This is a genomic window from Occultella kanbiaonis (genome assembly GCF_009708215.1).
In the GTDB taxonomy this organism is placed as follows: domain Bacteria; phylum Actinomycetota; class Actinomycetes; order Actinomycetales; family Beutenbergiaceae; genus Occultella; species Occultella kanbiaonis.
Window position 1 is genome coordinate 3424586 of sequence record NZ_CP046175.1, and the last position, 24082, is coordinate 3448667.

The window sequence follows — 24082 nt, forward strand, 5'->3', positions numbered from 1 at the left end:
AGCACCACGAGGGCCCGGCCGCAGCATCCCGCCCCGGCGGACCGGGCGCGAAGGTGCCCGAGTACAGTCCGTCGCATGGCTACTGACTGGCGATCGGACACCGTCGAGGAGGTCCGGGCCCTCATCCTCGAGGCCGAGCCGGACGTCGAGGAGGAGGCGAAGTGGGTGAAGCCGTCGAACCCGGCCGGCGTGCCGACGTTCTCCTGCTCGGGGCTCATCTGCACCGTCGAGACGTACAAGGACAAGGTGAAACTCACCTTCGCCAGGGGCGCCGCGCTCGCCGATCCCGGCTCCCTGTTCAACGCGAGCCTCGATGCCGGCACGCGTCGGGCGATCGACCTGCGCGAGGGCGACCGGATCGAGCCGAGCACGTTCGTCGACCTGGTCCGCGAGGCGGTCGAGCTCAACCGGGCGTGAGCACACTCCTCGGGCGCGAGACGAGCGCGAGAAGGGTGCAGAGAGCGCGATCACGACCCCCACCGCGATGAACGCCTTCGCGTAGCCGAGCTGACCGGCCAGGAGGCCGACGCCGATCGCGCCGAGGACCGCTCAGCCCGCCAGCGCCACCCGCACCGGCGGCTCGGTCGCGGCGACCACCTCGTCCACCGTGACCCCTGGCGAGAGCTCCACCAGCACCAGACCCTCGGGCGTGACGTCGATGACCCCCAGGTCGGTGATGATCCGGTCCACGACGCCCCGGCCGGTCAGCGGCAGGCTGCACTCGTTCACGATCTTCGGGCTGCCGTCCTTGGCGGTGTGCTCCATCAGGATGATCAGGCGCTTCGCCCCGTGCACGAGGTCCATCGCGCCGCCGGGGCCCTTGACCATCTTGCCCGGGATCATCCAGTTCGCGAGGTCCCCGGCCGCGGAGACCTGCATGGCGCCGAGGATCGCTGCGTCGATCTTGCCGCCCCGGATCATCGCGAAGCTCGTCGCGGAGTCGAAGAACGACGCACCGGGAAGCAGCGTCACGGTCTCCTTGCCGGCGTTGATCAGGTCCGGGTCCACGTCCTGCTCGAGCGGGTAGGGACCGACGCCGAGGATCCCGTTCTCGGACTGCAGCACCACGGTGCGGCCAGCCGGGACGTAGTTCGGGACCAGGGTCGGCAACCCGATGCCCAGGTTCACGTACGCGCCGTCGGGCAGTTCCTGCGCGGCGCGCGCGGCCATCTCCTGCCGGGTCAGTGCCATGCCTCAGCCCTCCGTCCGGGTCGTCCGACGCTCGATGCGCTTCTCGATGCCCGTGCCAACGCCCACCACACGGTGCACGAACACCCCGGGCAGGTGGATCTGGTCCGGGTCCAGCTCGCCGGGCTCCACGAGCTCCTCGACCTGCGCGATGCAGACCCGTCCGGCCATGGCGGCGAGCGGGTTGAAGTTGCGTGCGCTCTTGTTGAACACGAGGTTGCCGGTGCGGTCCCCACGCAGGGCGTGCACGAGCGCGAAGTCGGTACGGATCGCGTCCTCGAGGACATATTCGGCGCCGTCGAAGGTGCGGGTCTCCTTGACCGGCGACGCGACCGCCACGGTGCCGTCGGGGTGGTACCTGCGCGGCAGGCCGCCATCGGCCACCTGGGTGCCGACCCCGGTCTGGGTGAAGAATGCGGCGATCCCGGAGCCCCCGGCGCGCAACTTCTCGGCGAGCGTGCCCTGCGGGGTGAGTTCCACCTCGAGCTCACCGGAGAGGAACTGCCGTTCGAACTCCTTGTTCTCCCCGACGTAGGAGGAGGTCATCTTGGCCAGCCGCCCGGCGCCGAGCAGCAGGCCGAGGCCCCAGTCGTCGACGCCACAGTTGTTCGAGACGACCGACAGCCCGCTCGCGCCCTGGGCCAGCAGCGCCTCGATCAGCACCATCGGGTTGCCGCTGAGGCCGAAGCCGCCGACGGCGAGCGAGGCGTGGTCGCCGATGTCCGCCACCGCTTCGGCCGGGTCGGGCACCACCTTGTCCAGTCCGTTCATGCCGTCGCCTCCGCAGCGGTCAGGGCCCTGCGGACGGCGTCCGCGACGGCGTCCGCGCCGGTGGGGCCGAGGGTGATCGTGTAGTGGTTCGTGCCGGGTACGTCGGTGAGGTCGAGCCCGAGCCGGTCGGCGTTGGCCCGCGCGTAGGACGGTGAGTACAGCCCCGGTTCCTCGTCCATCAGACCGCGCTCCGCCCGGAGCCAGGCCACTCGGTGGGTCAGATGCGCGAGGGCGTCCAGGAGGGCGTCGCCGCCGGCCAGCTCGAGGGAGTCCTCGGTCACGGCCTCGATGGTCGTGCTCGGGTGCAGATCGGGCTCGGTGCCGTAGAGGTCGTAGTCCACGTAGTCCTCGATGACGTCGTTCCACTCCGCGAATGCCGGGTGCACCCGCCAGAACTCACGGTAGGCCTCCCGGGTCGGGAACGTCATGGCGAGCCGCTGCGCGGCCGGGCCGAGCACCACCGTGCCGACGTCCGCCGGGTCCAGGTCCGGGTCCAGGTCCAGGGGCACCCCGCCGTCGACCAGGACCAGCTCGCGGACCCGGGCCGGGTGCCGGCGGGACAGCACCACCGAGGCGAAGGCGCCCATCGAGTGCCCCAGGACCACCGCGCTGGGGACGTCGAGCGCGGTGAGCACGGCGGCCAGGTCGTCGGCGTGGACCGGCATCCCGTACGGGCCGGGCAGATCCCTGCTTCGGCCGCGGCCGCGCAGGTCCGGCGCGATCAGGCGCACCCGCGGCAGCCGCCGGGCGACCTGGCCCCAGGACCGATGCGAGGCCGTGATGCCGTGCACCGCGAGCACCGGCGTGCCCTGCGGATCGCCCCACTCGCCGACGTGCATCGTGCCGCCGCGGACCGCGACGTCATGGCTGCGGTAGGTCATCGCGCCGTCCACCCCCCATCCATCGTGTAGGAGGAGCCGGTGACCATCGCGGCGGCCGGGGACGCCAGCCAGCAGGCCAGGTCCGCGACGTCCGCGGGCTCGATGAGCTCCTTGATCGCGGAGCGCTCGAGAAGGATCTCGCTGACCACCCGCTCCGGCGCGATGCCGTGCACGCGGGCCTGGTCCGCGATCTGGGCCTCGACGAGCGGGGTGCGGACGTAGCCGGGGTTGATGCAGTTGCTGGTGACCCCACGGCCGGCGCCCTCCTGGGCGATCACCTTGGACAGCCCTTCCAGGCCGTGCTTGGCGCTCACGTAGGCGGACTTGAAGGCCGAGGCGCGCAGCCCGTGCACGGAGGAGACGTTGATGACCCGGCCGAAACCGCGCTCATACATGTGCGGCAGGGCGGCCCGGACGAGCAGGAACGGCGCCTCGAGCATCAGCATCAGGATGAGGTGGAACCGGTCCGGGTCGAACTCCTCGATCGGGCTGACATGCTGGATACCGGCGTTGTTGACGAGGATGTCGACGTCAAGGTCCACCTCGCGCAGCGCGGCGACGTCGCTCAGGTCGACGACCCAGGCCTGCCCCCCGGTGCGCTCCGCGGTGGCCGCCGCGGCCTCGGCGTTGACGTCCACGGCGATCACGTGTGCCCCACGGGCGGCGAACGCCTCGGCGATCGCGGCCCCGATGCCGCTGCCCGCGCCGGTGACGGCGGCCCGCCGGCCGGCCAGGTCCGCTCTGGTCTCGTGGGTCATGATCCCTCCGGGGGGTCGGTGGCGCGCAGGGCACCTGAGATGAGTCGCATCATTTCGTCGAAGACCGCCGGCGGCACCGCGGAGGTGCCGGACGCCGTCGGGTCGGAGTCGGCGCCCGCGTCGGCGCCGGAGCCCCACAGGACCCACCGCATGCCGATCATCTCGCCGATGCCCATCAGCGCCCAGGCGGCCACGGTCGGGTCGACGTTGCCGATCTCGCCGGCGTCGCGAGCCTGGGACAGGCCCTCGATATAGCCCTCGACGATCCGGGTGTAGTGCAGCCGCAGCGCCTCCGGGGAGACGAACTCCGCCTCGCGGATCACCCGGTACAGGGCGGGGTGCTCGGCGGTGAAGGCGAAGAACGCGGCGAAGCCGGCGCGTTCGGCCTCCATCCGGGTCGCGGCGCCCCGCGACCCCTCGGTCATGGCGTGCCGGACCCGCCGGTTCAGGTCCTCGACGAGTTCGTCGAAGACGTGCTTCTTCGTCTCGAAGTACAGGTAGAACGTGCCCTGCCCGACGCCGGCGGCCTCGGTGATCTTGACGATGCTCGCCTCCGCGTAGCCGAGTTCGGAGAACACGGTCTCGGCGGCCGCGAGGATCTTCGCCCTGGTCCGGGTGCCCCGTTCGGTGCGTGGGGTGCTGCTCACTGGTGGACCTCCCGGTGGCTGTGGCTGGGCGCGCTCGGCGGCTGTGGTGCGTGCGGGCCGGGCGGTGGGTGGACCGCGTCCGTGGGCCCTTCGGTCGGGGCCCGTTCGGCGGGAGGCGGTTCGGCCGGATGCCTCGCGGCCGGTTGTCGCGTGGCCGGTCCCTGCGAACGCAGGGCCCGCCGGACGGTCTTCCCGGAGGCCGTGTGCGGCAGTTCGGTGACGAACCAGATCCGCGCGGGCACCTTGTACGAGGCGAGTTCGCGGCGGCAGTGGTCGAGAAGTTCCTTCGCGTCGGTGGCGACACCGCGGCGCACCACGACGTGCGCGACGCCGACCTCGCCCCAGCGCTCGTCCGGCTCGCCGACGACGGCCGCGTCCGCGACAGCGGGGTGGGCCAGCAGCACGGCCTCCACCTCGGCCGGGGCGACGTTCTCGCCCCCGGAGATGAACATGTCCGAGAGCCGGTCGACGATCCGGAAGAAGCCCTCCGCGTCACGGACCACGAGGTCGCCGGTGCGCAGCCAGCCGCCACGCAGGGCGAGGTCGGTGGCCTCCTGGTCGCGGAAGTACCCGGCGAACACACCGGGGCCGTGGACCAGCAGCTCCCCGGTGGCCGGTCCCTCGAGCACCTGCCCGGTGACCGGGTCGGCGACGGCGACGTCCACGTACGGGTAGGCCGTACCGGCCCAGCCGCGGCGGTCCTGCGCGAGCGCGGCCGGCACGCAGAGCACGTTCGGTGACGCCTCGCTGAGGCCGTAGCCCTGCACCAGTTTCACCCCGCGTGCGTGCCAGGTGCGCAGCAGTGGCTCGGGCATCGGGGCGCCGCCGACGATCGCGAGCCGGAGCGCGGCGAGATCGGCGTCGGCGAACGACGGCTGCTCGGCGAGCATCAGGTAGTGCGCGGGCACGCCCATCATGGTGCTCACCCGCCGCTCGGCGATCAGGTGCAGCACCCGGGCCGGTTCGAAGGTCTGCTCCAGGACGACGGTGGCGCCGGTCCACCAGGCCAGCAGCGGCTGCACGTTCCAGCCGCCCACGTGGAACTGCGGCATCACGGCGAGCACCACGTCGTCGGGGGTGACCGGCGCAGTCCGGGACAGGGACAGGTTCGTCCAGAAGCAGTTCGCGTGGGTCAGCACCACGCCCTTGGGCCGGGCACTGGTACCGGAGGTGAACGTGAGCAGCAGCGGGTCTGCGTCCTGGGCCTCCCGGGGCGGCGGCGGCACCTCCGCCGGGTTGCGGGAGGGCGTTGGCACGGCCGCCTCGACCCCGGTGCTGCCGAGTTCGCCGATCGTCGGTGGCCGGCGCAGGCGGGCGACGGCGGAGCGCGCCAGGGCGCCGAAGGCCTGGTCGGTCAGGAGCAGGACGGGATCGGCGATGGCCAGCTGGTCGGCGACCTCCCGGGCGGCGAGTCGCCAGGAGAGCGGGGTGAGCACGAGGGCGGCCTTGGCGCAGGCGAAGAACAGCACGACGTGGTCGGCGCTGTTGCCGGTGAGCGTGGCGATCCGGTCCCCTGGGGCGCATCCGGCGGCGAGCAGGCTCCTCCCGAGGGCGGTGGCCCGACGGTCCAGCTCGCCGTAGTCGACCGGGACGCCGCGGTCGTCGATGGCGACCCGGTCCGATGTCTCGCGGGCGCGTTCGGTGGTCCACCGCCCGAGGGTGTGCCACTGACCGGTGCTCGCTGGACTCATCGGGCGTCGACCTCCATGGTCTTGTTCTCCGCGCTGTCCGCCTGCTCGAGCGTGGCTCGCGCGCGGGCCACGCTACCGCCGGACCGCAGCCGGGCGACGGTTCCGGTGATCCCACCCGGCAGGAACAGCACGACCAGGATGAACAGGGTGCCGAGCAGGAACAGCGGCTCCGAGAGCGGGATCCGCAGGACCGCCGGCAGCGACTGGATGAACTCGCCGCCGGCGAGGGCGCTCAGCCGCTGGTCCAGGAGCGTGTAGATCACGCCGCCGATCACGGCGCCCCACCGCGAGCCGACGCCGCCGAGCACCACCATGACGAGCAGGGTGAGGGTGAAGTCCGCGGTCGTGGCTCGCGCCTGGGCGCCGGCCTGGACGAGCAGGTAGGCCATTCCGACGATGCCGGCGAGGCTGCCCGCGGTGGTGAACGCGAGCAGCCGGACCAGGTAGGGCTGCATTCCGATGACTCTGACCCGCAGCTCGTTCTCCCGGGTCGCGGCGGCGACGTGGCCGGCGCGGGAGCGTTCGAACCACGTCACGAGCCCGAACACGGCGATCGCGATCACCAGGGACATCCAGTACAGGTTCCTCGTGTTCGCCACCCCGACGAACGCCTCCGGGATGTTCGTGATGTCCAGGCCCAGCCCCTCCTCGCCGCCGGTGAGGCCACCGGGGTTGCGGGCCACGAGCACGGACCCGGCCTGGGCGAACGCCAGCGTCACCATCGCGAACGAGATCCCGCTGACCCGCAGGGAGACCGCGCCGACCACCAGTGCCAGCAGGGTGGCCCCGACGAACACCACCAGGACGGCGGAGACCAGGGACAGCTGCCAGTGCCGTAGCGCGATCGCGAGCCCGTACAGCCCGGCCGCGAAGTAGAGGGCATGGCCGAACGAGAGGAGCCCGGCGAGGCCGAACAGCACGTGATAGCTGAGTGCGAGCCCGGCGATCAACAGGCACAGGGCCAGCACCTGGAGGGTGCCGGGCTCGTAGGTCGCGCCGGGGAGCAGGCCGGGGATCCGGATGTTGAGCAGGGGCAGGCAGGCAAGGACGATGACACCGAGGACGCCGAGCCCGATCCGCAGTACCGATGCGCGGTTCATGCCGCCACCCTTCCCATGATGCCCTTCGGCCGGATCAGCAGCACCAGGGCGAGAGCCAGCACAACGGCGAAGTCGCCGAGGCCCTGGCCGTAGAAGTTGACGAACTGCTGCAGCAGGGCCACGAGCACGGACGCGATCGCGGCACCGGTGAGGGAGCCGAGGCCGCCGATCACCGTGACGATGAAGGCGAAGATCAGGAGCGAGGGCCCCAGGTGCGGCGAGACGATGCTGTAGAACTGCGAGGCCAGCACGCCGCCGAGGCCGGCCGCCGCGCCGCCGAGCGCGAACACGAGCGTGAACGCCTTCCGGACGTCGATGCCGAGGGCCGTGACCATGGACCGGTTCTCGACACCGGCGCGGATGATGAGTCCGTACCGCGTGAACCTGAGGAACGCCACGATCGCGACCAGCACGCCCACCGCCGCGACGATCGTGAGGAACCGGATATTCGGCACCCGGGCCCCGAGGACCACGGTGACCTCGCTCATCCATCCCGGGCCGGTGATGGTGATCGCGTCGGTGCCCCAGATGCCGGAGGCCAGGGCGCCGAGCGCGAGCGCGAGCCCGACGGTGACCAGGACCTGTTCGATGTGACGTTCGTAGAGCCGCCGGACCAGGAGGAACTCGGTCAGCGCGGCGATGGCGGCGCCGGTCAGGATGCCGGCGATCGCGCCAACCGCGAACCCGGGCCAGGTGCTCGCCCCGATCAGCCGGGACACCTCGTAACCGGCGTACCCGCCGAACATCAGGAAGGCGCCGTGGGCGAAGTTCAGGACGCCCATCAGCCCGTAGATCAGCGAGAGGCCGGAGGCGACGAGGAAATACAGGGCGCCGAGGCCGAGGCCGGTGATCGCCAGCAGCAGGACGTTGTTCATGCCGGTGCCTCCGTCGGCTGGTCGGAGTTGGCGCTGCCGGCGGTCGAGGCTGCGGCGGGGGCACCCTCCAGTGGGTCGCCGTGCACGCCGAGGTGTCGCCGCACCAGCTCGGGGTCATCGAGGAAGTCGGCGGCCGGGCCGGTGTGCACCACCCGTCCGCCGGAGACCACGACGACGTCGCGGGCCAGGGTGCGCACCACCGCGAGGTTCTGCTCGACGAGCAGGATCGGGGCGAGCTCGGCGGCCCGGACGAGGGCTTCGGCGACCTCGTTGACGATCTTCGGGGCGAGGCCCTTCGTCGGCTCATCCACGAGCAGCAGCCGGTTCGGGTTCAGCAGCGCCCTGGCCAGGGACACCATCTGCTGCTGCCCGCCGGAGAGGGTTCCGGCGAGCTGGGCCGAGCGCTGCACCAGATCGGGGAAGAGGGTCTCGACGATGTCCCAGTGCGCGTCCGGGCCCCGTTGGGCCAGCTTCAGGTTCTCGGCGACGGTGAGGCCGGCGAACACTTCGCGGTCCTCGGGCACGTAGCCGACGCCGCGCTGCACGATCCGGTGGGTCGGTTCGTGCTCGATCGGGACGTCGTCGAGCAGGATCACACCGCGACGCTGGATGAGGCCGAGGATCGCCTTGATCGTGGAGGTCTTGCCGACGCCGTTGCGTCCGAGCAGGGCGGTGACCCCGGTGGCGGGCACGTCGAGGCTGACGTCCTCGACGACCTGCTGCCCGGCGATGGTCGCGCTCAGGTTGCGGACGCTCAGAATGTGCTCGGAGCTCATGCGCTCTCCCCCAGGTACGCGGACTGGACGGTGGGGTCGGCCATGACGACCGCGGGGGTGTCGCACGCCAGCAGGGCGCCGTGGTGCATCACGGCGACGCGGTCGACGAGGCCGAGCACGACCTCGATGTGGTGTTCGACCATGAGGACGGTGCAGCCTCGGTCGCGGTGCATCCGCCTGATGATCTCGGTGAGAGCAGGGACGTCACCCGAACCGACCCCGGCCATGGGTTCGTCGAGCAGGATCACGCTCGGGTCGGTCGCGAGGAGCACCGCGATCTCGAGCTTGCGCTTGTCCCCGTGGGACAGGTTGCCCGCGGCCACGGTCGCCAGGTGGCTCAGCCCGACCTGGCTCAGGCAGTCCCGGGCGGTCGTGGTGGCACGGTCCGAGGCGCGCGGGAACGCGAGGATCGACATCGAGCCGCCCTCCTTCGTCTGCGCCGCGAGACGCACGTTCTCCACGAGGTCCAGCTGTGGGAACAGGTTCGAGGTCTGGAACGTGCGGCCGAGGCCGAGGCGGGCCCGCCGGGTGATGCTGAGGGCGCCCACGTCCTGCCCGTCGAGCTCGACGGACCCGGTTGTGGGGCGAAGCACGCCCGAGATCAGGTTGAACAGGGTCGTCTTGCCGGCGCCGTTCGGGCCGATGACGCCGAGCATCTCGCCTGCGGGTACCTCCAGGTCGACGTCGATGAGGATCCGGGCGCCGCCGATCGTGAGTCCGAGGCCACGCGTGGCGACGGCTGGTGGTGTGCTCATGGGTGCTGGCCTCCGGGCCGGGACGGGAGCTGGAACGGTGAACGCGGGCGAGCGCGAGCCGGAGGGCCGACGGCGCGAGGGCCGCCGGCCCAGCCGGTCAGCCCGCTTCGGGTGGCGCGACCGCGTCCGGCGCGACCGTCTCGATCAGCTCGGGAACCCACGTGCCGCCCTCGTCCACGAGCCGCACCTGGAACATCGGCTGGATGAGCGCGTGGTCGCCCGGACGGATCGTCATCTCGCCCTTGGGTCCGTCGAAGGTCCAGCCCTCGAGCGCGGCGACCATCGCGTCCGGGTCGTCGCCACCCTCCTCGATGGCACGGACCACCATCAGGGCGGCGTTGAAGCCGTCCGGCGAGAAGAGGTCGGGGACGCCACCGGCGGCCTCGATCCCGGCGATCATCGCGGTGTTCACGTCGTTGTCCGCCGCGCCGGCGAAGTAGTGGTTGAGGAAGTTGATCCGGTCCGAGGCCGGGCCGTAGGCCTGGTAGGACGCGGTGTCGGCGAGTCCGGTCACCACCGTGGTGGCCTCCATGACGCCCTGCTGCTCCAGTGCCTGCCACATCGCGGCGGTGGTCTCGCCGGCCCACGCGACGAAGAGCAGGTCGGGCTCGGCGTCGAGGATCTTCAGCGCCTCACCGGTGAAGTCGGTGACGCTCTCCCCCACCAGGATCGGGGTCACCGTCGCACCCGAACCGCCCAGGACGGCCTCGACGGTGGCGGCGTTGCCCTGCCCGAATGCGTTGTCCTGGGCGAAGACGGCGACGTTCGCACCCTCGACGCTGTCGAGGAACGTGCCGGCGGTGGCGACGTCCTGATAGGTCTGCCGGCCGGAGCGGAACGTGTACCCGTTGATGCCGGTGACCGTGTCCACGGCGGCCGGGCCGACGATGTAGACGGTCTGGTTCTGCTCGGCCAGCGGGGCCACCTGGAGGGCGACGCCGGACGCCGCCGTGCCGACGATCAGCGGGATCCCGCTGCCCACCATGTCCTTGAACGCGTTCACGGCCTTGTTCGGGTCGCCGGCGTCGTCGACGATCTCCAGGTTGATCTCGTAGTCGCCGACGATGTTCGTGCCGTCGGTGGCGTAGTCGAGTCCCGCCTCGAACGCGGTCAGGTACTGCTCGCCGTAGCCGGCCAGTGGGCCGGTGCGGGAGTAGATGACGCCGACGTCGATCGTCTGGACCTCGGCGCCGGTCTCGGAATCGGCGTCCGCCGTGCTGCCGGGGTCCGCCCCCTGCGTCGGTGCACACGCGCCGACCAGCATCAGTGACGCCGCGATCGCCGAGGCGGCGACGTACCTCTTCGCCAGGTACATGGGCCTACCTTTCACTTCTTCGTGAATATCGAACCTGAGAGGTGCCTCAGGTTGCAGGTATGGTGGGTCACACGGGCCCTCGGCGTCAAGTCGATCGGCCCCGGCGCGGCGGATCGGATGTCGCGGAACTCGCGCCGAGCGGCCGAGCGATCGGCCCCGGCCCGGTCGTGGGGTGACAATGGAAGCCAGGAATCAGGCGAAGGAGCTACAGATGCCCACCTCCCCCGACGACGTCGTCATCGTGGGTGCCGCGCGCACCCCGTACGGCCGGATCAACGGCGGCCTCGCGAGCCTGCCCGGCACCGCGCTCGGCGCGCACGCCATCGCCGCGGCCCTGGCCGCGGCCGACATCCCGGGCGTGGACGTCGAGGTGGTGGTGCTCGGCCAGGTGCTGCAGGCCGGCGCCGGTCAGAACCCGGCCCGCCAGGCGGCCCTCGCGGCCGGCATCGCACCGAGTGCGCACGCCATAGCGTTGAACAAGGTCTGCCTGTCCGGGCTCACCGCCGTGATCGACGCGGCCCGGCTGATCCGCACCGGGGAGGCAGCCGTGGTCGTTGCCGGCGGCATGGAGTCGATGTCGCAGGCGCCACACCTGCTCACCGGAACGCGCGCCGGTTGGGTGTACGGCGACCGGACCGCCCTGGACCACCTCGCCTACGACGGCCTCACGGACGCCGTCGACGGGGACGCCATGGGCGCGCTGACCGAGCGCGGCAACGCCGCACTCGCGCTGACCAGGGCCGAGCAGGACGCCGTCGCGGCACGCTCGCACCGACTCGCCGCGGCGGCCCGAGACGACGGCGTGCTCGCCGCCGAGATCGCCCCGGTCACGGTGCGCTCTCGCAAGGGGGACGTGGTCGTGGCTGAGGACGAGGGCGTACGCCCGGACACCACCGCGGAGACCCTGGCCGGGCTGCGGCCGGCCTTCGCCGCCGACGGCACCATCACCGCCGGCAACTCCTCCCAGCTCTCCGACGGCGCCGCCGCGGTGGTGCTGACCTCCCGCGCCGAGGCGCAGCGGCGTGGTGCACCGGTGCTCGCCGCCGTGGACGCGGCCGGTCAGGTGGCCGGCCCGGACAACTCGCTGCACTCACAGCCGGCCCGTGCGATCGCTGCGGCGCTGACCCGGGCCGGGTGGACCACCGCCGATCTGGACCTGGTCGAGATCAACGAGGCGTTCGCGGCCGTGGTGTGCCGTTCGCAGGTTGAGCTCGGCGTCGACCCCGAGCGGGTCAACATCCACGGTGGGGCGATCGCCCTCGGGCACCCGATCGGATCCTCCGGCGCGCGACTGGTGGTGCACGCCGCCCACGAGCTGGCCCGTCGCGGCGGCGGACGGGCCGCCGTCGGGCTCTGCGGCGGAGGTGGCCAGGGCGAGGCTCTGCTGCTGCGTGCCTGACCCTCCTCCACCCGAGACCTCATCAGCGGCCCGAACGTTAGGCTCACCGACCATGAGCCTGCTCGATCGCGCCCTCCGGGTGGCCGGGACCGTCGCCCGTGACCTGTTCCGCTACAGCGGCCGGAACTCCGGCTCCCGCCCCTCGGATGGCCGGTCCAAGTCCAGGCCGGGCTCGGGCGGCCGGGGACCGTCGGGCTCCGATGCGGGGCCGCCCTCGTCGGAATCCGGCACCGGCCGGCCCTCGTCCGGCGGTGGCGCCCAGCGGACCGAGCACCCGCGCACGACCCGCGAGTTCGAGCTCGGCCGAGGCCTACCCCCTCTGACCTACTCCCCCAGCGACGACGGCGACGCCGATCCCGGCGAGGTCGTCTGGGCCTGGGTGCCCTACGACGAGAACGACGGCCGGGGCAAGGACCGCCCGGTCCTGATCATGGCCCGGCACAACAAGGGCTTCCTCGGCCTCCAGTTGACGTCGAAGGACCACGACCGGGACGCCGAGGACGAGGCCCGCTGGGGCCGGCGCTGGTTGGACATCGGTTCGGGCGACTGGGACTCCCAGGGTCGCCCCTCCGAGGTCCGCCTGGACCGGGTGCTGTACCTGCCCGCGGATGCCGTGCGGCGCGAGGGCGCCGCGGTCGATCGGCGCACGTACGACCAGGTGAGTGACGCGCTCCACGTTCTCCATGGCCGCTGATCAGCCATTTCCGTGTAAACTTGCTCGTTGAGTCTGCGGCCACCCACGGCATGCGATTCACCTCTGACCGTCGCAGGTATCCCCACGCCTCAGTCCCGGTCAGGCCAGAGCCCTCACCGACGTCAGATCGCGCGAGCGAATACACAAGAGAGTCCACGTGGCAAACATCAAGTCCCAGATCAAGCGGATCGGCACCAACGAGAAGGCGCGCCTTCGCAACAAGGCCGTGAAGTCCGAGCTCAAGACGCACGTGCGTCGAGTTCGTGAGGCCGTCGACGCAGGCGACAAGGAGGCGGCCGGCGACGCGCTGAAGAACGCCTCCCGCAAGCTCGACAAGGCCGTCAGCAAGGGTGTCATCCACCAGAACCAGGCCGCGAACCGCAAGTCGTCCCTGGCGAAGCAGGTCGCGGCTCTCTGAGTCGCACCGCCCGCAACGCGGGCGACAACGCCCGACGGCGCCACTCCCCTCCCGGGGTGTGGCGCCGTCAGTCGTTGGGCCGGGTGCCGCGAGCCCACGCCGATCGTGCCCGGCGCTCGCCGTGGGCGTCCCGGTCAGGCGGGCTGCAGCTCGCGCGCGTGGATGACGTCCTCGTAGTGTCCGAGCAGGGCGTCGCCCAGCGCCGTCCAGGACCGCGGCAGTACGTCACGTCGTCCGGCCTCGCCCATCCGGGCTCGCAGGCCCGGATCGGCGGCGAGCCGCGCGACCGCGTCGGCGATCGCGCGATCGTCGTCCGGCCGCACGAGGAAGCCGGTGTGGCCGTGCTTGACGATGTCCTTCGGCCCCCCGCTCGCGGGCGCCACGACGGGTAGGCCCGCGGCCGCCGCCTCCTGCAGGGTCTGCCCGAACGTCTCCTGGGTGCCGGCGTGCACGAACACGTCCATCGCGGCGTACGCGTTTGCGAGCTCGGCGCCGTCGAGGCGGCCGAGCAGCACCGCGTCGGTGCCGGCGAGCGCGCGCTCGACCAGCGGACGGCTCGGCCCGTCGCCGACCAGGACGAGCCGGACACCGGGCGTCCGAGCCGCGGCGGCAAGTCGCTCCACCTGCTTCTCCGGGGCCAGCCGACCCACGTAGCCGACGAGCACCTGGCCCTGCGGCGCGAGCCGGTCGCGCAGCGCCCTGACCTCGGCGAGGTTGCGACGGTTCGGGTGATAATTCCGGGCATCCACGCCACGCCCCCACCAACGGGTGCGCTCGACCCCGGCCGCAGCCAGGTCGGCAAGCGTGTCACTCGACGGCGCGAGCGTCAGGTCGGCCGTGTTGTGCACGCGGCGAAGCCACCGCCAGGCGGCCGGGGCGGTCAGCGACAGCCCGTATCGGCGGGTGTAGCCGGCCACGTCGGTCTGGAACACCGCGACGCTGGGGATGCCCTGGCGCTTGGCCAGGGTCAGCGCCTGGGCGCCGATCCCGAACGGGGCCGCGGCGTGCAGCACGTCCGGGGCCAGGTCGATGACGGCCTTGACCAGGCGTCGGTTCGGCACGGCCGCCCGGAACCCCTGGAAGTCCACGCCCGCGCACTCGCGAACCTGGAACCCGGAATAGCTGGAGGGTGCGGGGCCGGGACAGACGACCACCGCCTGGTGGCCGCGAGCAGCCAGATGATCCAGCACCCGTAGGACGCTGGTCGTGACGCCGTTCACGCTCGGCAGGAAGGACTCCGTGACCACTGCGACTCTCACGACTTCCACGGTCCACGGCACGGGTGACGATCGTCCCAAGACGCCACGGCCGGAAGGTGACGAGCAGGTGGCGGATCGGAGTCTCGGTCGAAGGGTCGTGGCCGCCGCGTCAGGCGTGGTTGACCGTGCGTCGCCACGGATCGCGGTCCGCTCGCCGGCCACGTGGCGACGGTGCTCAGAGGCCGTGCTCCACGGCGGCCGCCCACCCGTCAGGGTCGTCTCCGGGTGGCACGGCACCCAGGCCCAGCCAGAGGATGAACGCCTCGAGCCACCCCTCCTCGCGCTTCGTGAGCACGCCGCGCGAGCGGTAGCCGGCCAGGAAGTGTGCCCGTGCTTCGGGAGTCGTGGGGCGCCAGCTCCGGAACCGGGTGGCCAGGTTGACGACCGCGCGCGCCACGTCGTAGACGCGGTGGTCCACGGTCATCTCGTCGAAGTCCAGGATCGCGACCACACGCCGGCCGGACATCAGGATGTTCGTGCCGCGGTAGTCGCTGTGGATGAGGTGTGGCGCCGTGTCGATGTCGGGAAGCTCCGCGAGCAGCTGAGCCAGCCGTGCGCCGGCACGCGGCGCCCGTTCGGACCTGGCTGCGTCGACCCCGGTCAGGAGCCGGCGGCGCAAATCGGGGTCCGGGACGCTCCGGTTGATCGTGGCCCCTGCCGTGGGCAGGTCTGCGGCGGCCGCGTGCAGGTGCGCGAGCGCGGCCCCGGCGGCTCGCACGGCCACGGCATCGGAGGTGTCGAGGAGGGCGCCCTCGACCAGCGGCTGCACCACCACGGACAGCGGCCGGTCGGTGTGGTCCACGACGCGCCGCGCGCCGCCGATCGACGGCAGCGGCGCGGCCACGGGCAGGCCGGCCGCGTCGAGGTCACCGAGGACATCGGCGATCGCGGCGAGACGCTCGAACGCGGACGCTCTCGAGCCGACCTTGACCACCAGCCGGCTCGTGTCGGTGCGCACCCACGCGATCGCGTTGTGGTCGCTGATCAGGACGCGTTCGCAGTCCACGACGGACACGCCCCACTCCCGGCCGAGGACGCTCGTCAGCCAGCCGGTCGCCTCGTCGACGTCGGTGAAGCCGAAGCGGGTCCGCAGGGCATCGGGCGGATGGTCGCGTTCCCACAACATGGACAGTCCGGACGGAAACATTGCCGCATCGTAGGCAGGTCGGCGCGCCGATGCCGACCCAGCGCGCCGCGCACGACGCGTTCGGCCCGACAGCCCCGACAGTGCCAAGCCGGCAACCACTTCAGCACTCTCGAGACGGCGTTCCGATGCCGCAGCCCACCGGAGTGCCGCGCCGCCAGGTGGATCCGTCACTCCAGCACTCCCGGGCGGGCGGGTTACGACGTCAGTGCCCGCGTGCCGCCGCCACGCGCAGGACGGCCCGCTCGACGGAGAACTGCGCGTCCCGGCCCTCACCCTTGACCTCGGCGTCGGCGTCGGCCACGGCGGTGATCGCCGTGGCGAGGCCTTCGGGGGTCCAGCCGCTCAGTTCCCGGCGGGCCCGGTCCACCTGCCACGGGGCGAGGCCGAGGTCCGCGGCACTGGCCCCGCCACGGCCGCGCATCGCGGCGACCTTGGCGAGGGTGCGGAGCTTGACCGCCAGGGCCGCGACCAGGGGAACCGGGTCGACCCCGGTCTCCAGCGCGTGCCGCAGGAGGGTGACGGCCTCGGCGCTGTGCCCGGCGATCGCAGTGTCGGCCACTCGGAACCCGGTGGCCTCGACGCGACCGCCGTAGTACTGCTGGACCACGTCCGGGGTGATGGTCGTGGTGGTGTCCGCGATGAGCTGCTGGCAGGCGGACGCCAGCTCGCGCAGGTCGGAGCCGAGTGCCTCGACGAGGGCCTGGACGGCGGTGTTCGTCGCCTTGCGCCCCGCGGTCCGGAACTCCGCGGCCGCGAATGCGACCTTGTCCGCGTCCCTCTTGATCACCTCGCAGGTGACGACCGGGTAGCCGGCCTTGGCGATCGCATCCAGCAGCTTCTTGCCGCGGACGCCTTTCTCGTGACGCAGCACCAGCGTGACGTCGGTGACCTCGGTGCCGGCCGTGCCGACGAACGTGAGGGCGTCGTCGAGGAACGCATCGGACATCGCCTCGACGCCGTTCACGACGATGTGCCGGTGCTCCCCGAACAGTGACGGGCTGGCGATGGTCTCGAGCTGGCCGCGCTCGTAGGTGGCGGCCTCCAGGACGGTCTGCTCGTAGTCGCCTCCGTACTCGCGCACGAGCGACGCGACGCGAGCGACGGCACGGTCGGCCAGGACCGTCTCCTGGCCGCGCACCAGCACCACGGGGGCCAGGGGCACGTCCTGCCAGGTGGGGCCGGATGCGGAACTGGGGCGACGACGAGCGGGAGGCACGGACCCAGCCTGCCACGAGGGCCGGACACGCACCGAACGCCGGCGACGGACCAGCACCGTCCCGTCCGGGCTCAAGGGCTCTGGGCTCATTGGCGCCGGGTGGCGCGCCCGCGCAGCTGCCGGACGAGCATGCCGAGTACGGCGAGCGCGGAGGCCGTGAGCACCGCGAGCAGGAGCGCTCCGCCCAGCCCACCCGGCCAGGGCACCGTGGCCAGCGGAAGGGCCGCCGTCGAGGTTGCGACGGCAGCGATCCAGGCGGTGCACCAGCCCGCCCAGGACGCGAGCACGGCGGCGAGGGCCGGGCTCAGCGGCGCGATCAGGGTGGCCAACACGCCGAGCACGGTGGCCGGCGGGACTGCCGGCGCCGCCAGCAGGTTCGCCGGGACCGCATACATGGCCACGCCGGGCTGCAGGAGCACGATGATCGGGGCGCAGGCCGCCTGGGCGGCCAGGGGGACCGCGACGCCCAGGGCGAGCGGCCTTGGCAGATACCGGCCGAGCACGCGCGCGATCGGGCCGGCTCCGAGCAACAGCCCGGCGGTGGCCACGGCGGACAGGACGAACCCGTAGGAGCGCGAGATCCACGGGTCGGCGACCAGCAGCGCGAGGATCGCCACCCAGAGCGCCGGGAGCGCGGCCCGGGGTCGCCGCAGCGCGAGGCCGAGGAGCATCACCGAGCCCATCGTGGCCGCACGCAGAACGCTGCCGCTCGGGTAGACGAGGGCAACGAACGCGAGCAGCGTCGCCGCTCCGACGCCCACCCGGAGCCACCGCGGTGCCCACCAGACGGCGAGCATCACCGCACCGAGGATGATCGCCACGTGCGCGCCGGAGACCGCGGTGACGTGGGTGAGCGCGACCGTGCGCAGGTCCTCCTCGAGGGTCGCCGGGAGGGCCCGGACGTCACCCACGGTGATGCCCGGCACGAGTCCGCGGGCCTGCGGGGCGAGGCCGGAGCTGGCTGCGACGAGCCCCGCGCGCAGGTCGCTCACCCGGGCCTGCCACCAGGGCGGCCCGCGTTCGGTCTCGACGGCACCGTCGGCGATCACCAACAGGGCCGCGCTGTCCCCTGGGTCGGTGGCACCGAGCCGGGCATCGGTGCGGACCCGGCCGCCGACGGGTAGGTCGTCCCAGCCCTCCCCCGCGATGACCAGCACCGGGACCGAGCGGCGGTGCGTGGTTCCGGAGACGTCGGCCGCGACGAGGGTGGCGGGGATCCGCAGTGTCGCCCCCGACCAGCCCGGGAGCGCCTGCGCCTCCCCGCCGATCACGAGCGTGGCGACGGCGCGCTCTCCTGCGAGCGGCGCCACTGCGGCGGATCGTTCCGCGACCCGGGGCGCCGCGAGTGCGATGACCGCCGCACCGACGAGGGCACCGAGGGCCAGGGCGGCCAGGACCCGATCCCGGGGCGCGAACCGGTGCCGTGCCCGGTGCCGGCGTCCGAGCAGGTGCAGGCACACCGCGGTGAGCACGAGCAGGCAGAGCACGACCGCTGTCGCGACGACGGGTGGCACCACCAGCACCAGCCAGCTACCGGCCCAGGCCAGCGCGGCGGCCGGCAGCAGGCGCAGGTCGAGCGGCGTCCTCACACCGTCACCAGGTCGCGCAGCCGATCCATGGTCGCCGGTCCGATCCCGGAGACGTCATCGAGCTGTTCGACGCTGGTGAAGCCGCCGTTCTCGGTGCGCCAGTCGAGGATCCGCTCGGCGAGAGCGGGGCGTGCTCCATCATGCTTAAGGGAAGCGCGGCAAAGGGTCGCGCCGACCGAGGAGCAACGACATGCGCATCATCACGATTGACTGCGAGGAGCCGACCACGGCGCCCGCCCTGGCCGCCGAGCGAGTCGAGCCGAACAGGTGGAACGGCTGGGCCGTACCGGTAGCAACGCGCGCCGCGCTGGCCGCATTCATCACGGAATGGGCCCACGTCGACCCGAACGGGATATGGCGCCCGGCGGGCGTGGTCGAGGAGGGCTCGACGCTCACGTATGACGACGGCGAGCACGATGACCCGGACGTGTGGCAGGCCGTCGGCGTCGACTCGACGGGCGCGGCACTGTACGCGCTCGACGGCTGGTGCTGGATCGAGGCGGACCGATGAGCCCGCGCCGAGGATCCTTGCTGGGCTCAGAGGTCGAGTACGTCGACGCCGACGGCAGGCCCGCTACGGGCACCGCGTGGAGTGAGGGCCCAGCCGCGCGTACCTACTGGGTGCTGCCCGCGAACGGGTCGAGCGCGCACGCCGTACAGGGTCACGTGCTCGTCTACGCCCGGCCCAAGGACGCAGGCCTCGAGGCTGTCACCCGCGCCAATGCGACGGCGCCACGCTGGGCTGCGCTCGAGCGGGCCGAGGCTCTCTCCGAGCGGATGCTGCGCGACGCACAGGCACGCGCCGAGCGAGCCCGCCAGCACGCCGAGTACCTCGAGGAGGCGGCCGCCATCGAGACCGCGCGCGAGGAGATGGCGGCGCACTGGGACGCCGAGGCCTACGCACAGTGCGACGCGCTGAGCGATGAGGAGGCGGCCGACCACACCCGCGCCGACATCGACGCGCGCCGCTGGGCCGCCTACTGGCGAGCCCGCGAGGCAGGCATGGACGAGCGCGCCGCCTACCCGCTGTTCATCGCCGAGAGCGGGCCCAGCCCTGCCGACATGATGGCGGCCCTGGGCTGGCGCGCCCGCGAGATCCGCGACGGCTGCTGGTGGGTCTACGGGCCCAACTGGGCCGTCAACCGTGAGCAGATCGAGCACGCCTACGCCCGATGGCTGGAAGGGCTCGACGCTCGCTATGGCGTGGTGCCCGACTACGGCGCCCGCAGGTGGCAGGCGCGGCGCGACGGCGAGCCCGTCGGCGAGGCTCCGAGCCCGGCGCTCGCCTACCGACTGCTGGCGGAGGTGGCGTGACCATGGCTACCTCTCTGCGCGACGTGCGCGCCGCTTTCATCGGTACCTGCGCCGGAGCCCGCGCGGCCGGGCTCGACCCGACCGACTGGGTCCTCGAGGAGGGCTCGAGCACCTACGGGCGTCTCTGGCGCATCATCGGCCGCGACCCGCGCACCGGTGGCCACTACTTCGTGCCGGGCGTCTCGGTCCCGCTGGGCACCACGCGCAGCGAAGCGCTACGCAGCCTCGAGGCGATGCGGGCCGCGTGGTCGGCCCTCACCGATCGGCGGGCGTCATGAGCGCCGTAGCGGACGCGCTCGACCGCGCGCTCAAGGACCACGGGATCTCGGCGACCGTCGAGGAGATCCAGCACGGCGCCGCCGTCGACCGGTACTGCCTACGGCTGAGCCCGGGCGTACGGGTCGCGCAGGTCACGAAACTGGGCCCGGACATCGCGCTCGCCCTGGGCGCCGACCACGTCCGCGTGACGACGGCCGGGCACTTAGTGGGCGTCGAGGTCCCCGCCCGCGAGCGGGTCGAGGTGAGCCTGCTCGACCTGCAAGATGGGCTCGCGGCCGATCACCCGCTGCGGGTGCCCGTCGGGCTCGCCATCGACGGCTCCGGCGTCTCGGCGCGCCTCGATCGCCTGCCGCACCTGCTCGTGGCTGGCACCACGGGCTCGGGCAAGTCGTCATGGACGACGGCGATCCTCGCCCACCTGCTCACCCACGCCAGCCCGGCGCAGGTACAGGTGCTGCTCATCGACCCTAAGCGGGTCGAGTTGGCGCCGTTCGCTCGCGTGCCGCATCTCGGCGCGCCAGTGGCTACCGACGTCCCGGCCGCCCTCGAGGTGCTCGACGGAGCCCTCGAGGAGATGGAGCGCCGCTACGCCCGGATGCAGGCGGCCGGCGTACGCAACGTCGCCGACCTGACCGACGCGCCGCCGTATCTGGTGCTCGTCGTCGACGAGCTGGCCGACCTGATGTTGGGCACCGGCAAGCGAGCCGAGACCGCCATAGTGCGCCTGCTGCAAGTCGGCCGGGCCGCCGGTATCCATCTCATCCTCGCCACCCAACGGCCGAGCGCCGACGTCGTCACCGGGCTCATCAAGGCGAACACTCCGAGCCGACTGGTGTTCGCCGTCCAGTCGCACACCGACTCCGGCGTGGCCCTGGGCCAGACGGGCGCGCAGGCGTTGCTCGGCGCAGGCGATGCGCTCTGGTGGCCGTCGGGCGCCAGCCAGCCCGAGCGGATCCAAGGGCCCTACGTCTCCCCCGACGACCTAGACGACCTGCTCGCCGGGATCTCCCGCATCGAGCCGCCCGCCATCGCGCTACCCACCTACGCCGACGCCGTCGGGATACTCGAGGGCCCCGAGGCCGACGAGGCAGCAGAGATCGACGCCGCCCTCGAGGCTGCTCGCGAGGAGATCCGGCAAGCCGAGATCGACGCCGCCGAGGCCGAACAGCTCGCCGTCACGGCCGTGGCCGACGAGCCAGAGCCGGCCGTGGTCGAGCCCGCCGTGGTGCCCGTGCCTGTCATCGCGCCGCGGCACACGCCGGCGGCGCCCGCTCCCGTCGTGGTGCCGCCTGTCGCCGAGGCCTACACGCGCCAGGATCTCGAGCACGCCTACGCCAAGGGACGCCACCACGGCGCCACGCTGGCCCCGCTGCCGGTACCGAGCCACCGTCCCGTGCTCGCGGCCGACAGGTGGCTGGCGGCCGCGCTGTTCCTGCTCGGCGCCGTGATCTCGTTCTTGGTCCTGCCAGCCCTGCCCGTCGCGGCAGGTCTCTGGCTCGCCTACGTCGTCACGCGCACTCGCACCCGCACCAACCAATGGAGAATCGGACCATGACCCGTCGCGCAGCCATCTACGCCCGCATCTCGAGGGACCGCGCCGGAGCCGGCCTGGGCGTCGAGCGTCAGGAGCAGGACTGTCGAGCCCTCGCCGAGCGGCTCGGTTGGGAGGTGGTGGCCGTCCATGTTGATAACGACATCTCGGCATACTCCGGCAAGCGCCGCCCCGGCTACCGAGCCCTGCTCGAGGAGATGAGCAGCGGGCACGTTGACGCGGTGCTCGCGTGGCACACGGACCGGTTGCACCGATCGCCGAGCGAGCTCGAGGAGTTCGTGACGCTCTGCGAGGCGCACGACGTCATCACGCACACCGTGACTGCCGGACCGATCGACCTGGCGACGCCGTCAGGCCGCATGGCCGCCCGCGTGCATGGCGCCGCGGCACGGTACGAGTCGGAACAGAAGGCCGAGCGCATTCGGCGCCAGAAGCAACAGGCTGTCGAGAAGGGCCAGTGGCGCGGCGGTGCGCGCCCCTTCGGCTACGCCGCCGACGGCATGACGCCGCGCGAGGATGAGGCGGCAGCCATCGCCGCGGCGACACGTGCGGTGGTGGACGGGCACACTCTCGCCTCGATCGTGCGCCGGTGGCACGCAGCCGGGCTCACCACCTCCACGGGTCGCGACCACGACGTGCGGAGCGTGCGTGACGTCCTGGTCCGTCCACGTAACGCCGGGCTCATCGAGGTCAACGACGAGCCCGCTGGCCCGGCAGTCTGGCCAGCCATCGTCTCCGAGGATCTCTGGCGACAGGGGCGATCGATTCTGCTCGATCCTGCCCGGCGCACGAACCACGTCGGCCCCATGCCGAGGTACCTGCTGTCCGGGATCGGGCGGTGCGGGATCTGTGACGCCGTATTGGTTATGACGAAGAGCGGCAAGGGTGGCCGGTCCTACGGCTGCAAGTCTGCGCGTAACCACGTCTCGAGGTCGGCCGAGCCGCTCGACCTGCTCGTGCGTGGCGTGATCGTTGAACGGCTGCGCCGGGATGACCTGGCTGACCTACTCGCCGAGAGGGACGACGGCGAACTACGCCGCGCCCAGGACAAGGCGGCAGCGTTACGGGTCCGCGAGGACGAGCTGGCGCAGGCGTACGCGTCCGGCGCCATCTCGGTCCAGCAACTCACCACGGCGAGCGCGCTCCTCCGGACCCAGCGGGAGGCGGCCGAGCACGCCGTGACGGCCGCGAGCGGGCACTTGAACGTCGGGTGGCTGGCCACCGCGCCGGACCCAGCCGAGGCGTTCCTGGCCGCGCCGCTGGATCTCCAACGGGCCGTCGTGGCCGCGCTGGTCGATGTCGTCGTGCTGCGTGCGCGGCGTGGCCGCCAGCCCGGTTGGAAGCAGGGCGGGCCCTCGCTGATCGACCCAGAGCGTGTGCTCATCACCTGGCGCAGCGACACGCCGTGAACGACACGCCGCCGATCGGCGCCATGCCGACGGGGTCGAGAACCGCTCTGGCGTGTCGCGCTAGTGCCCGGGCTACGTTGAATGCAGGACGAAGGGAGATCCAGTGAAGCACTGGCGGATCACATGCGAGGGCAGCGGTGGAAAGCAGCACTCGCCGAAGTTGCTCGGCATCATCGCGGACGCGTGGAACACCCCGTGGCCGGCCTCGAACGCGACCCAAGCGGCTCACCACGAACTTGCTGCGCGCGTCCTGGGAGACCGCTACGAGCCCGAGCCGTCCGTCGAGCCGATGGGCGGCCTAATCGGATTCGCCGTCCATGAACAGACGAAACGAGGACGCCGTATTGGCTGGCGCACCTCGAGGGGCGTCGTGCTCGCTGGTGGGGTGGTCACACTGACGTGCCCAACGTGCTCGGCCGAGCGTCCGCTGCGCGAGGTCGAAGTGCACGCCCATCTCGCCACCCTGCCCCCTGGTGCAACTGTTGAGGCACGGGCGTTGGGCCTGCTAATCTCGTCCATGTAGTTCAAGAGGAAAGGCTCCGACCTGGGGCCTGCACTCGGGGTCGCGTCGAGTTCGCTCCGCTATCCGGACGTGGCCGCCATAGGCGGCACGTTGCACACCGATCCCCGGATCACTCACGTGTCCACGGTCAACGCCGCTGTTCGCGCCAAGTACGGCGCCCCACTCCCAGACGTGGCCCGGCTCCGCGCCAGGCTCGCATCGCTTGTGCACTGGCATCCCGAGAGGGTGGACGAGATCGCCGGCCTGCGGGCCGAGATGGCGACGCTCTCACTCGAGGCCCACACCCGCGAGGTGCTCGCTGCCCACACGCTCGACGCCCACCAGCGGCAGCGACTCGTCAGCCTGCTCGAGGCCGGCGGTGCACGATGAGCGCCACTGTCGCCGAACTCCTGGCCGCCGTGCGCGCCGCCGGGCTCGAGAAGGCCGTCGCTGAGATCGCCGATCGGGCGCCCCGACTCGACGTGTCCCAGAAGGCTCGTCTCGCCGGCCTTCTCGCGAGCGACGCGTGAACGCGCGAACGCCCCGG

General features: G+C 72.2%; 26 protein-coding genes and 1 pseudogene. 11 read left to right on the plus strand and 16 right to left on the minus strand.

Features of this window, described 5'->3' with window-relative positions; genetic code table 11:
- Positions 1-75 precede the first annotated feature (75 nt).
- On the plus strand, positions 76-417 hold the full coding sequence (locus tag GKS42_RS15780) for a DUF1801 domain-containing protein (protein WP_154794693.1): 342 nt from the start codon (positions 76-78) through the stop codon (positions 415-417).
- A gap of 132 nt (positions 418-549) precedes the next feature.
- Here the strand turns inward: GKS42_RS15780 and GKS42_RS15785 are convergent, their stop codons facing one another.
- From GKS42_RS15785 to GKS42_RS15835, 11 genes are all read right to left on the minus strand, one after another.
- On the minus strand, positions 550-1191 hold the full coding sequence (locus GKS42_RS15785; protein WP_174791083.1) for a CoA transferase subunit B: 642 nt from the start codon (positions 1189-1191) through the stop codon (positions 550-552).
- Positions 1192-1194: 3 nt separating this feature from the next.
- Positions 1195-1959, minus strand: coding sequence for a CoA transferase subunit A (locus tag GKS42_RS15790; protein ID WP_154794694.1), 765 nt, complete (start codon positions 1957-1959; stop codon positions 1195-1197).
- Positions 1956-2840: an alpha/beta fold hydrolase gene (locus tag GKS42_RS15795; RefSeq protein ID WP_154794695.1), complete on the minus strand. Its 885-nt coding sequence runs from the start codon at positions 2838-2840 to the stop codon at positions 1956-1958. The genes GKS42_RS15790 and GKS42_RS15795 overlap by 4 nt, the downstream gene beginning before the upstream one ends.
- On the minus strand, positions 2837-3598 hold the full coding sequence (locus GKS42_RS15800) for a 3-hydroxybutyrate dehydrogenase (protein ID WP_154794696.1): 762 nt from the start codon (positions 3596-3598) through the stop codon (positions 2837-2839). The genes GKS42_RS15795 and GKS42_RS15800 overlap by 4 nt, the downstream gene beginning before the upstream one ends.
- A complete protein-coding gene (locus tag GKS42_RS15805) occupies positions 3595-4245 on the minus strand; it encodes a TetR/AcrR family transcriptional regulator (protein WP_154794697.1) in 651 nt (216 codons plus the stop codon). Before GKS42_RS15805 ends, GKS42_RS15800 begins: the two co-directional genes overlap by 4 nt.
- Positions 4242-5936: a class I adenylate-forming enzyme family protein gene (locus tag GKS42_RS15810; protein WP_154794698.1), complete on the minus strand. Its 1695-nt coding sequence runs from the start codon at positions 5934-5936 to the stop codon at positions 4242-4244. Before GKS42_RS15810 ends, GKS42_RS15805 begins: the two co-directional genes overlap by 4 nt.
- Positions 5933-7036: a branched-chain amino acid ABC transporter permease gene (locus GKS42_RS15815; protein WP_154794699.1), complete on the minus strand. Its 1104-nt coding sequence runs from the start codon at positions 7034-7036 to the stop codon at positions 5933-5935. Before GKS42_RS15815 ends, GKS42_RS15810 begins: the two co-directional genes overlap by 4 nt.
- Positions 7033-7911, minus strand: a complete 879-nt coding sequence (locus GKS42_RS15820; RefSeq protein ID WP_154794700.1) for a branched-chain amino acid ABC transporter permease — start codon at positions 7909-7911, stop codon at positions 7033-7035. Before GKS42_RS15820 ends, GKS42_RS15815 begins: the two co-directional genes overlap by 4 nt.
- Positions 7908-8687, minus strand: coding sequence for an ABC transporter ATP-binding protein (locus tag GKS42_RS15825; RefSeq protein WP_154794701.1), 780 nt, complete (start codon positions 8685-8687; stop codon positions 7908-7910). Before GKS42_RS15825 ends, GKS42_RS15820 begins: the two co-directional genes overlap by 4 nt.
- Positions 8684-9442, minus strand: coding sequence for an ABC transporter ATP-binding protein (locus GKS42_RS15830; RefSeq protein WP_154794702.1), 759 nt, complete (start codon positions 9440-9442; stop codon positions 8684-8686). The genes GKS42_RS15825 and GKS42_RS15830 overlap by 4 nt, the downstream gene beginning before the upstream one ends.
- Positions 9443-9539: 97 nt before the next feature.
- A complete protein-coding gene (locus GKS42_RS15835; RefSeq protein WP_154794703.1) occupies positions 9540-10757 on the minus strand; it encodes a substrate-binding domain-containing protein in 1218 nt (405 codons plus the stop codon).
- A 211-nt stretch (positions 10758-10968) separates the two neighbouring features.
- On the opposite strand from GKS42_RS15835, the gene GKS42_RS15840 reads away from it, so the two are divergent.
- The 3 genes from GKS42_RS15840 (at position 10969) to rpsT (ending at position 13268) form a co-directional block, all read left to right on the plus strand.
- The gene (locus tag GKS42_RS15840) at positions 10969-12156 is read left to right on the plus strand and encodes an acetyl-CoA C-acyltransferase (RefSeq protein WP_154794704.1); all 1188 of its coding nucleotides are present in this window, start codon (positions 10969-10971) and stop codon (positions 12154-12156) included.
- Positions 12157-12208: 52 nt separating this feature from the next.
- Entirely contained in the window at positions 12209-12850 is a 642-nt protein-coding gene (locus GKS42_RS15845) for a type II toxin-antitoxin system PemK/MazF family toxin (protein WP_154794705.1), read from the plus strand.
- Between the two features lie 157 nt (positions 12851-13007).
- Positions 13008-13268 carry a 30S ribosomal protein S20 gene (gene rpsT, locus GKS42_RS15850; RefSeq protein ID WP_154794706.1) on the plus strand — a complete coding sequence of 87 codons (261 nt, stop codon included), beginning with the start codon at positions 13008-13010 and terminating at the stop codon, positions 13266-13268.
- 134 nt (positions 13269-13402) lie between these two features.
- Here the strand turns inward: rpsT and GKS42_RS15855 are convergent, their stop codons facing one another.
- The 5 genes and pseudogenes from GKS42_RS15855 to GKS42_RS15875 form a co-directional block, all read right to left on the minus strand.
- A complete protein-coding gene (locus tag GKS42_RS15855; protein WP_154794707.1) occupies positions 13403-14527 on the minus strand; it encodes a glycosyltransferase family 4 protein in 1125 nt (374 codons plus the stop codon).
- A 175-nt stretch (positions 14528-14702) separates the two neighbouring features.
- A complete protein-coding gene (locus tag GKS42_RS15860; RefSeq protein ID WP_154794708.1) occupies positions 14703-15674 on the minus strand; it encodes a phosphotransferase enzyme family protein in 972 nt (323 codons plus the stop codon).
- A 202-nt stretch (positions 15675-15876) separates the two neighbouring features.
- Positions 15877-16890, minus strand: coding sequence for a DNA polymerase III subunit delta (holA, locus tag GKS42_RS15865; RefSeq protein WP_232847692.1), 1014 nt, complete (start codon positions 16888-16890; stop codon positions 15877-15879).
- A gap of 86 nt (positions 16891-16976) precedes the next feature.
- Entirely contained in the window at positions 16977-18479 is a 1503-nt protein-coding gene (locus tag GKS42_RS15870) for a ComEC/Rec2 family competence protein (protein WP_154794710.1), read from the minus strand.
- Positions 18476-18604: pseudogene (locus tag GKS42_RS15875) on the minus strand (ComEA family DNA-binding protein); the annotation flags it as partial. The pseudogene GKS42_RS15875 and the gene GKS42_RS15870, both read right to left, overlap by 4 nt.
- A 65-nt stretch (positions 18605-18669) precedes the next feature.
- On the opposite strand from GKS42_RS15875, the gene GKS42_RS15880 reads away from it, so the two are divergent.
- The 7 genes from GKS42_RS15880 to GKS42_RS15905 all read left to right on the plus strand — a co-directional run bounded on the left by GKS42_RS15880 (position 18670) and on the right by GKS42_RS15905 (position 24065).
- Positions 18670-18990, plus strand: a complete 321-nt coding sequence (locus GKS42_RS15880) for a hypothetical protein (RefSeq protein ID WP_154794711.1) — start codon at positions 18670-18672, stop codon at positions 18988-18990.
- A 17-nt stretch (positions 18991-19007) separates the two neighbouring features.
- The gene (locus GKS42_RS15885) at positions 19008-19793 is read left to right on the plus strand and encodes a hypothetical protein (RefSeq protein WP_154794712.1); all 786 of its coding nucleotides are present in this window, start codon (positions 19008-19010) and stop codon (positions 19791-19793) included.
- 2 nt (positions 19794-19795) lie between these two features.
- The gene (locus GKS42_RS26040) at positions 19796-20071 is read left to right on the plus strand and encodes a hypothetical protein (protein ID WP_168217859.1); all 276 of its coding nucleotides are present in this window, start codon (positions 19796-19798) and stop codon (positions 20069-20071) included.
- On the plus strand, positions 20068-21627 hold the full coding sequence (locus GKS42_RS15890) for a DNA translocase FtsK (RefSeq protein WP_168217860.1): 1560 nt from the start codon (positions 20068-20070) through the stop codon (positions 21625-21627). The genes GKS42_RS26040 and GKS42_RS15890 overlap by 4 nt, the downstream gene beginning before the upstream one ends.
- Positions 21624-23033, plus strand: a complete 1410-nt coding sequence (locus tag GKS42_RS15895) for a recombinase family protein (RefSeq protein ID WP_168217861.1) — start codon at positions 21624-21626, stop codon at positions 23031-23033. Before GKS42_RS15890 ends, GKS42_RS15895 begins: the two co-directional genes overlap by 4 nt.
- Before the next feature lie 640 nt (positions 23034-23673).
- Positions 23674-23925 carry a hypothetical protein gene (locus GKS42_RS15900; RefSeq protein WP_154794715.1) on the plus strand — a complete coding sequence of 84 codons (252 nt, stop codon included), beginning with the start codon at positions 23674-23676 and terminating at the stop codon, positions 23923-23925.
- Entirely contained in the window at positions 23922-24065 is a 144-nt protein-coding gene (locus GKS42_RS15905; protein ID WP_154794716.1) for a hypothetical protein, read from the plus strand. The genes GKS42_RS15900 and GKS42_RS15905 overlap by 4 nt, the downstream gene beginning before the upstream one ends.
- Positions 24066-24082 lie beyond the last annotated feature (17 nt).

Coding starts and splice junctions, on each gene's coding strand:
- GKS42_RS15780 (WP_154794693.1), top strand. CDS start 76: ATGGCTACTGACTGGCGATCGGACACCGTCGAGGAGGTCCGGGCCCTC.
- GKS42_RS15785 (WP_174791083.1), bottom strand. CDS start 1,191: ATGGCACTGACCCGGCAGGAGATGGCCGCGCGCGCCGCGCAGGAACTG.
- GKS42_RS15790 (WP_154794694.1), bottom strand. CDS start 1,959: ATGAACGGACTGGACAAGGTGGTGCCCGACCCGGCCGAAGCGGTGGCG.
- GKS42_RS15795 (WP_154794695.1), bottom strand. CDS start 2,840: ATGACCTACCGCAGCCATGACGTCGCGGTCCGCGGCGGCACGATGCAC.
- GKS42_RS15800 (WP_154794696.1), bottom strand. CDS start 3,598: ATGACCCACGAGACCAGAGCGGACCTGGCCGGCCGGCGGGCCGCCGTC.
- GKS42_RS15810 (WP_154794698.1), bottom strand. CDS start 5,936: ATGAGTCCAGCGAGCACCGGTCAGTGGCACACCCTCGGGCGGTGGACC.
- GKS42_RS15815 (WP_154794699.1), bottom strand. CDS start 7,036: ATGAACCGCGCATCGGTACTGCGGATCGGGCTCGGCGTCCTCGGTGTC.
- GKS42_RS15820 (WP_154794700.1), bottom strand. CDS start 7,911: ATGAACAACGTCCTGCTGCTGGCGATCACCGGCCTCGGCCTCGGCGCC.
- GKS42_RS15825 (WP_154794701.1), bottom strand. CDS start 8,687: ATGAGCTCCGAGCACATTCTGAGCGTCCGCAACCTGAGCGCGACCATC.
- GKS42_RS15830 (WP_154794702.1), bottom strand. CDS start 9,442: ATGAGCACACCACCAGCCGTCGCCACGCGTGGCCTCGGACTCACGATC.
- GKS42_RS15835 (WP_154794703.1), bottom strand. CDS start 10,757: ATGTACCTGGCGAAGAGGTACGTCGCCGCCTCGGCGATCGCGGCGTCA.
- GKS42_RS15840 (WP_154794704.1), top strand. CDS start 10,969: ATGCCCACCTCCCCCGACGACGTCGTCATCGTGGGTGCCGCGCGCACC.
- GKS42_RS15845 (WP_154794705.1), top strand. CDS start 12,209: ATGAGCCTGCTCGATCGCGCCCTCCGGGTGGCCGGGACCGTCGCCCGT.
- GKS42_RS15860 (WP_154794708.1), bottom strand. CDS start 15,674: ATGTTTCCGTCCGGACTGTCCATGTTGTGGGAACGCGACCATCCGCCC.
- GKS42_RS15880 (WP_154794711.1), top strand. CDS start 18,670: ATGCGCATCATCACGATTGACTGCGAGGAGCCGACCACGGCGCCCGCC.
- GKS42_RS26040 (WP_168217859.1), top strand. CDS start 19,796: ATGGCTACCTCTCTGCGCGACGTGCGCGCCGCTTTCATCGGTACCTGC.
- GKS42_RS15890 (WP_168217860.1), top strand. CDS start 20,068: ATGAGCGCCGTAGCGGACGCGCTCGACCGCGCGCTCAAGGACCACGGG.
- GKS42_RS15895 (WP_168217861.1), top strand. CDS start 21,624: ATGACCCGTCGCGCAGCCATCTACGCCCGCATCTCGAGGGACCGCGCC.
- GKS42_RS15905 (WP_154794716.1), top strand. CDS start 23,922: ATGAGCGCCACTGTCGCCGAACTCCTGGCCGCCGTGCGCGCCGCCGGG.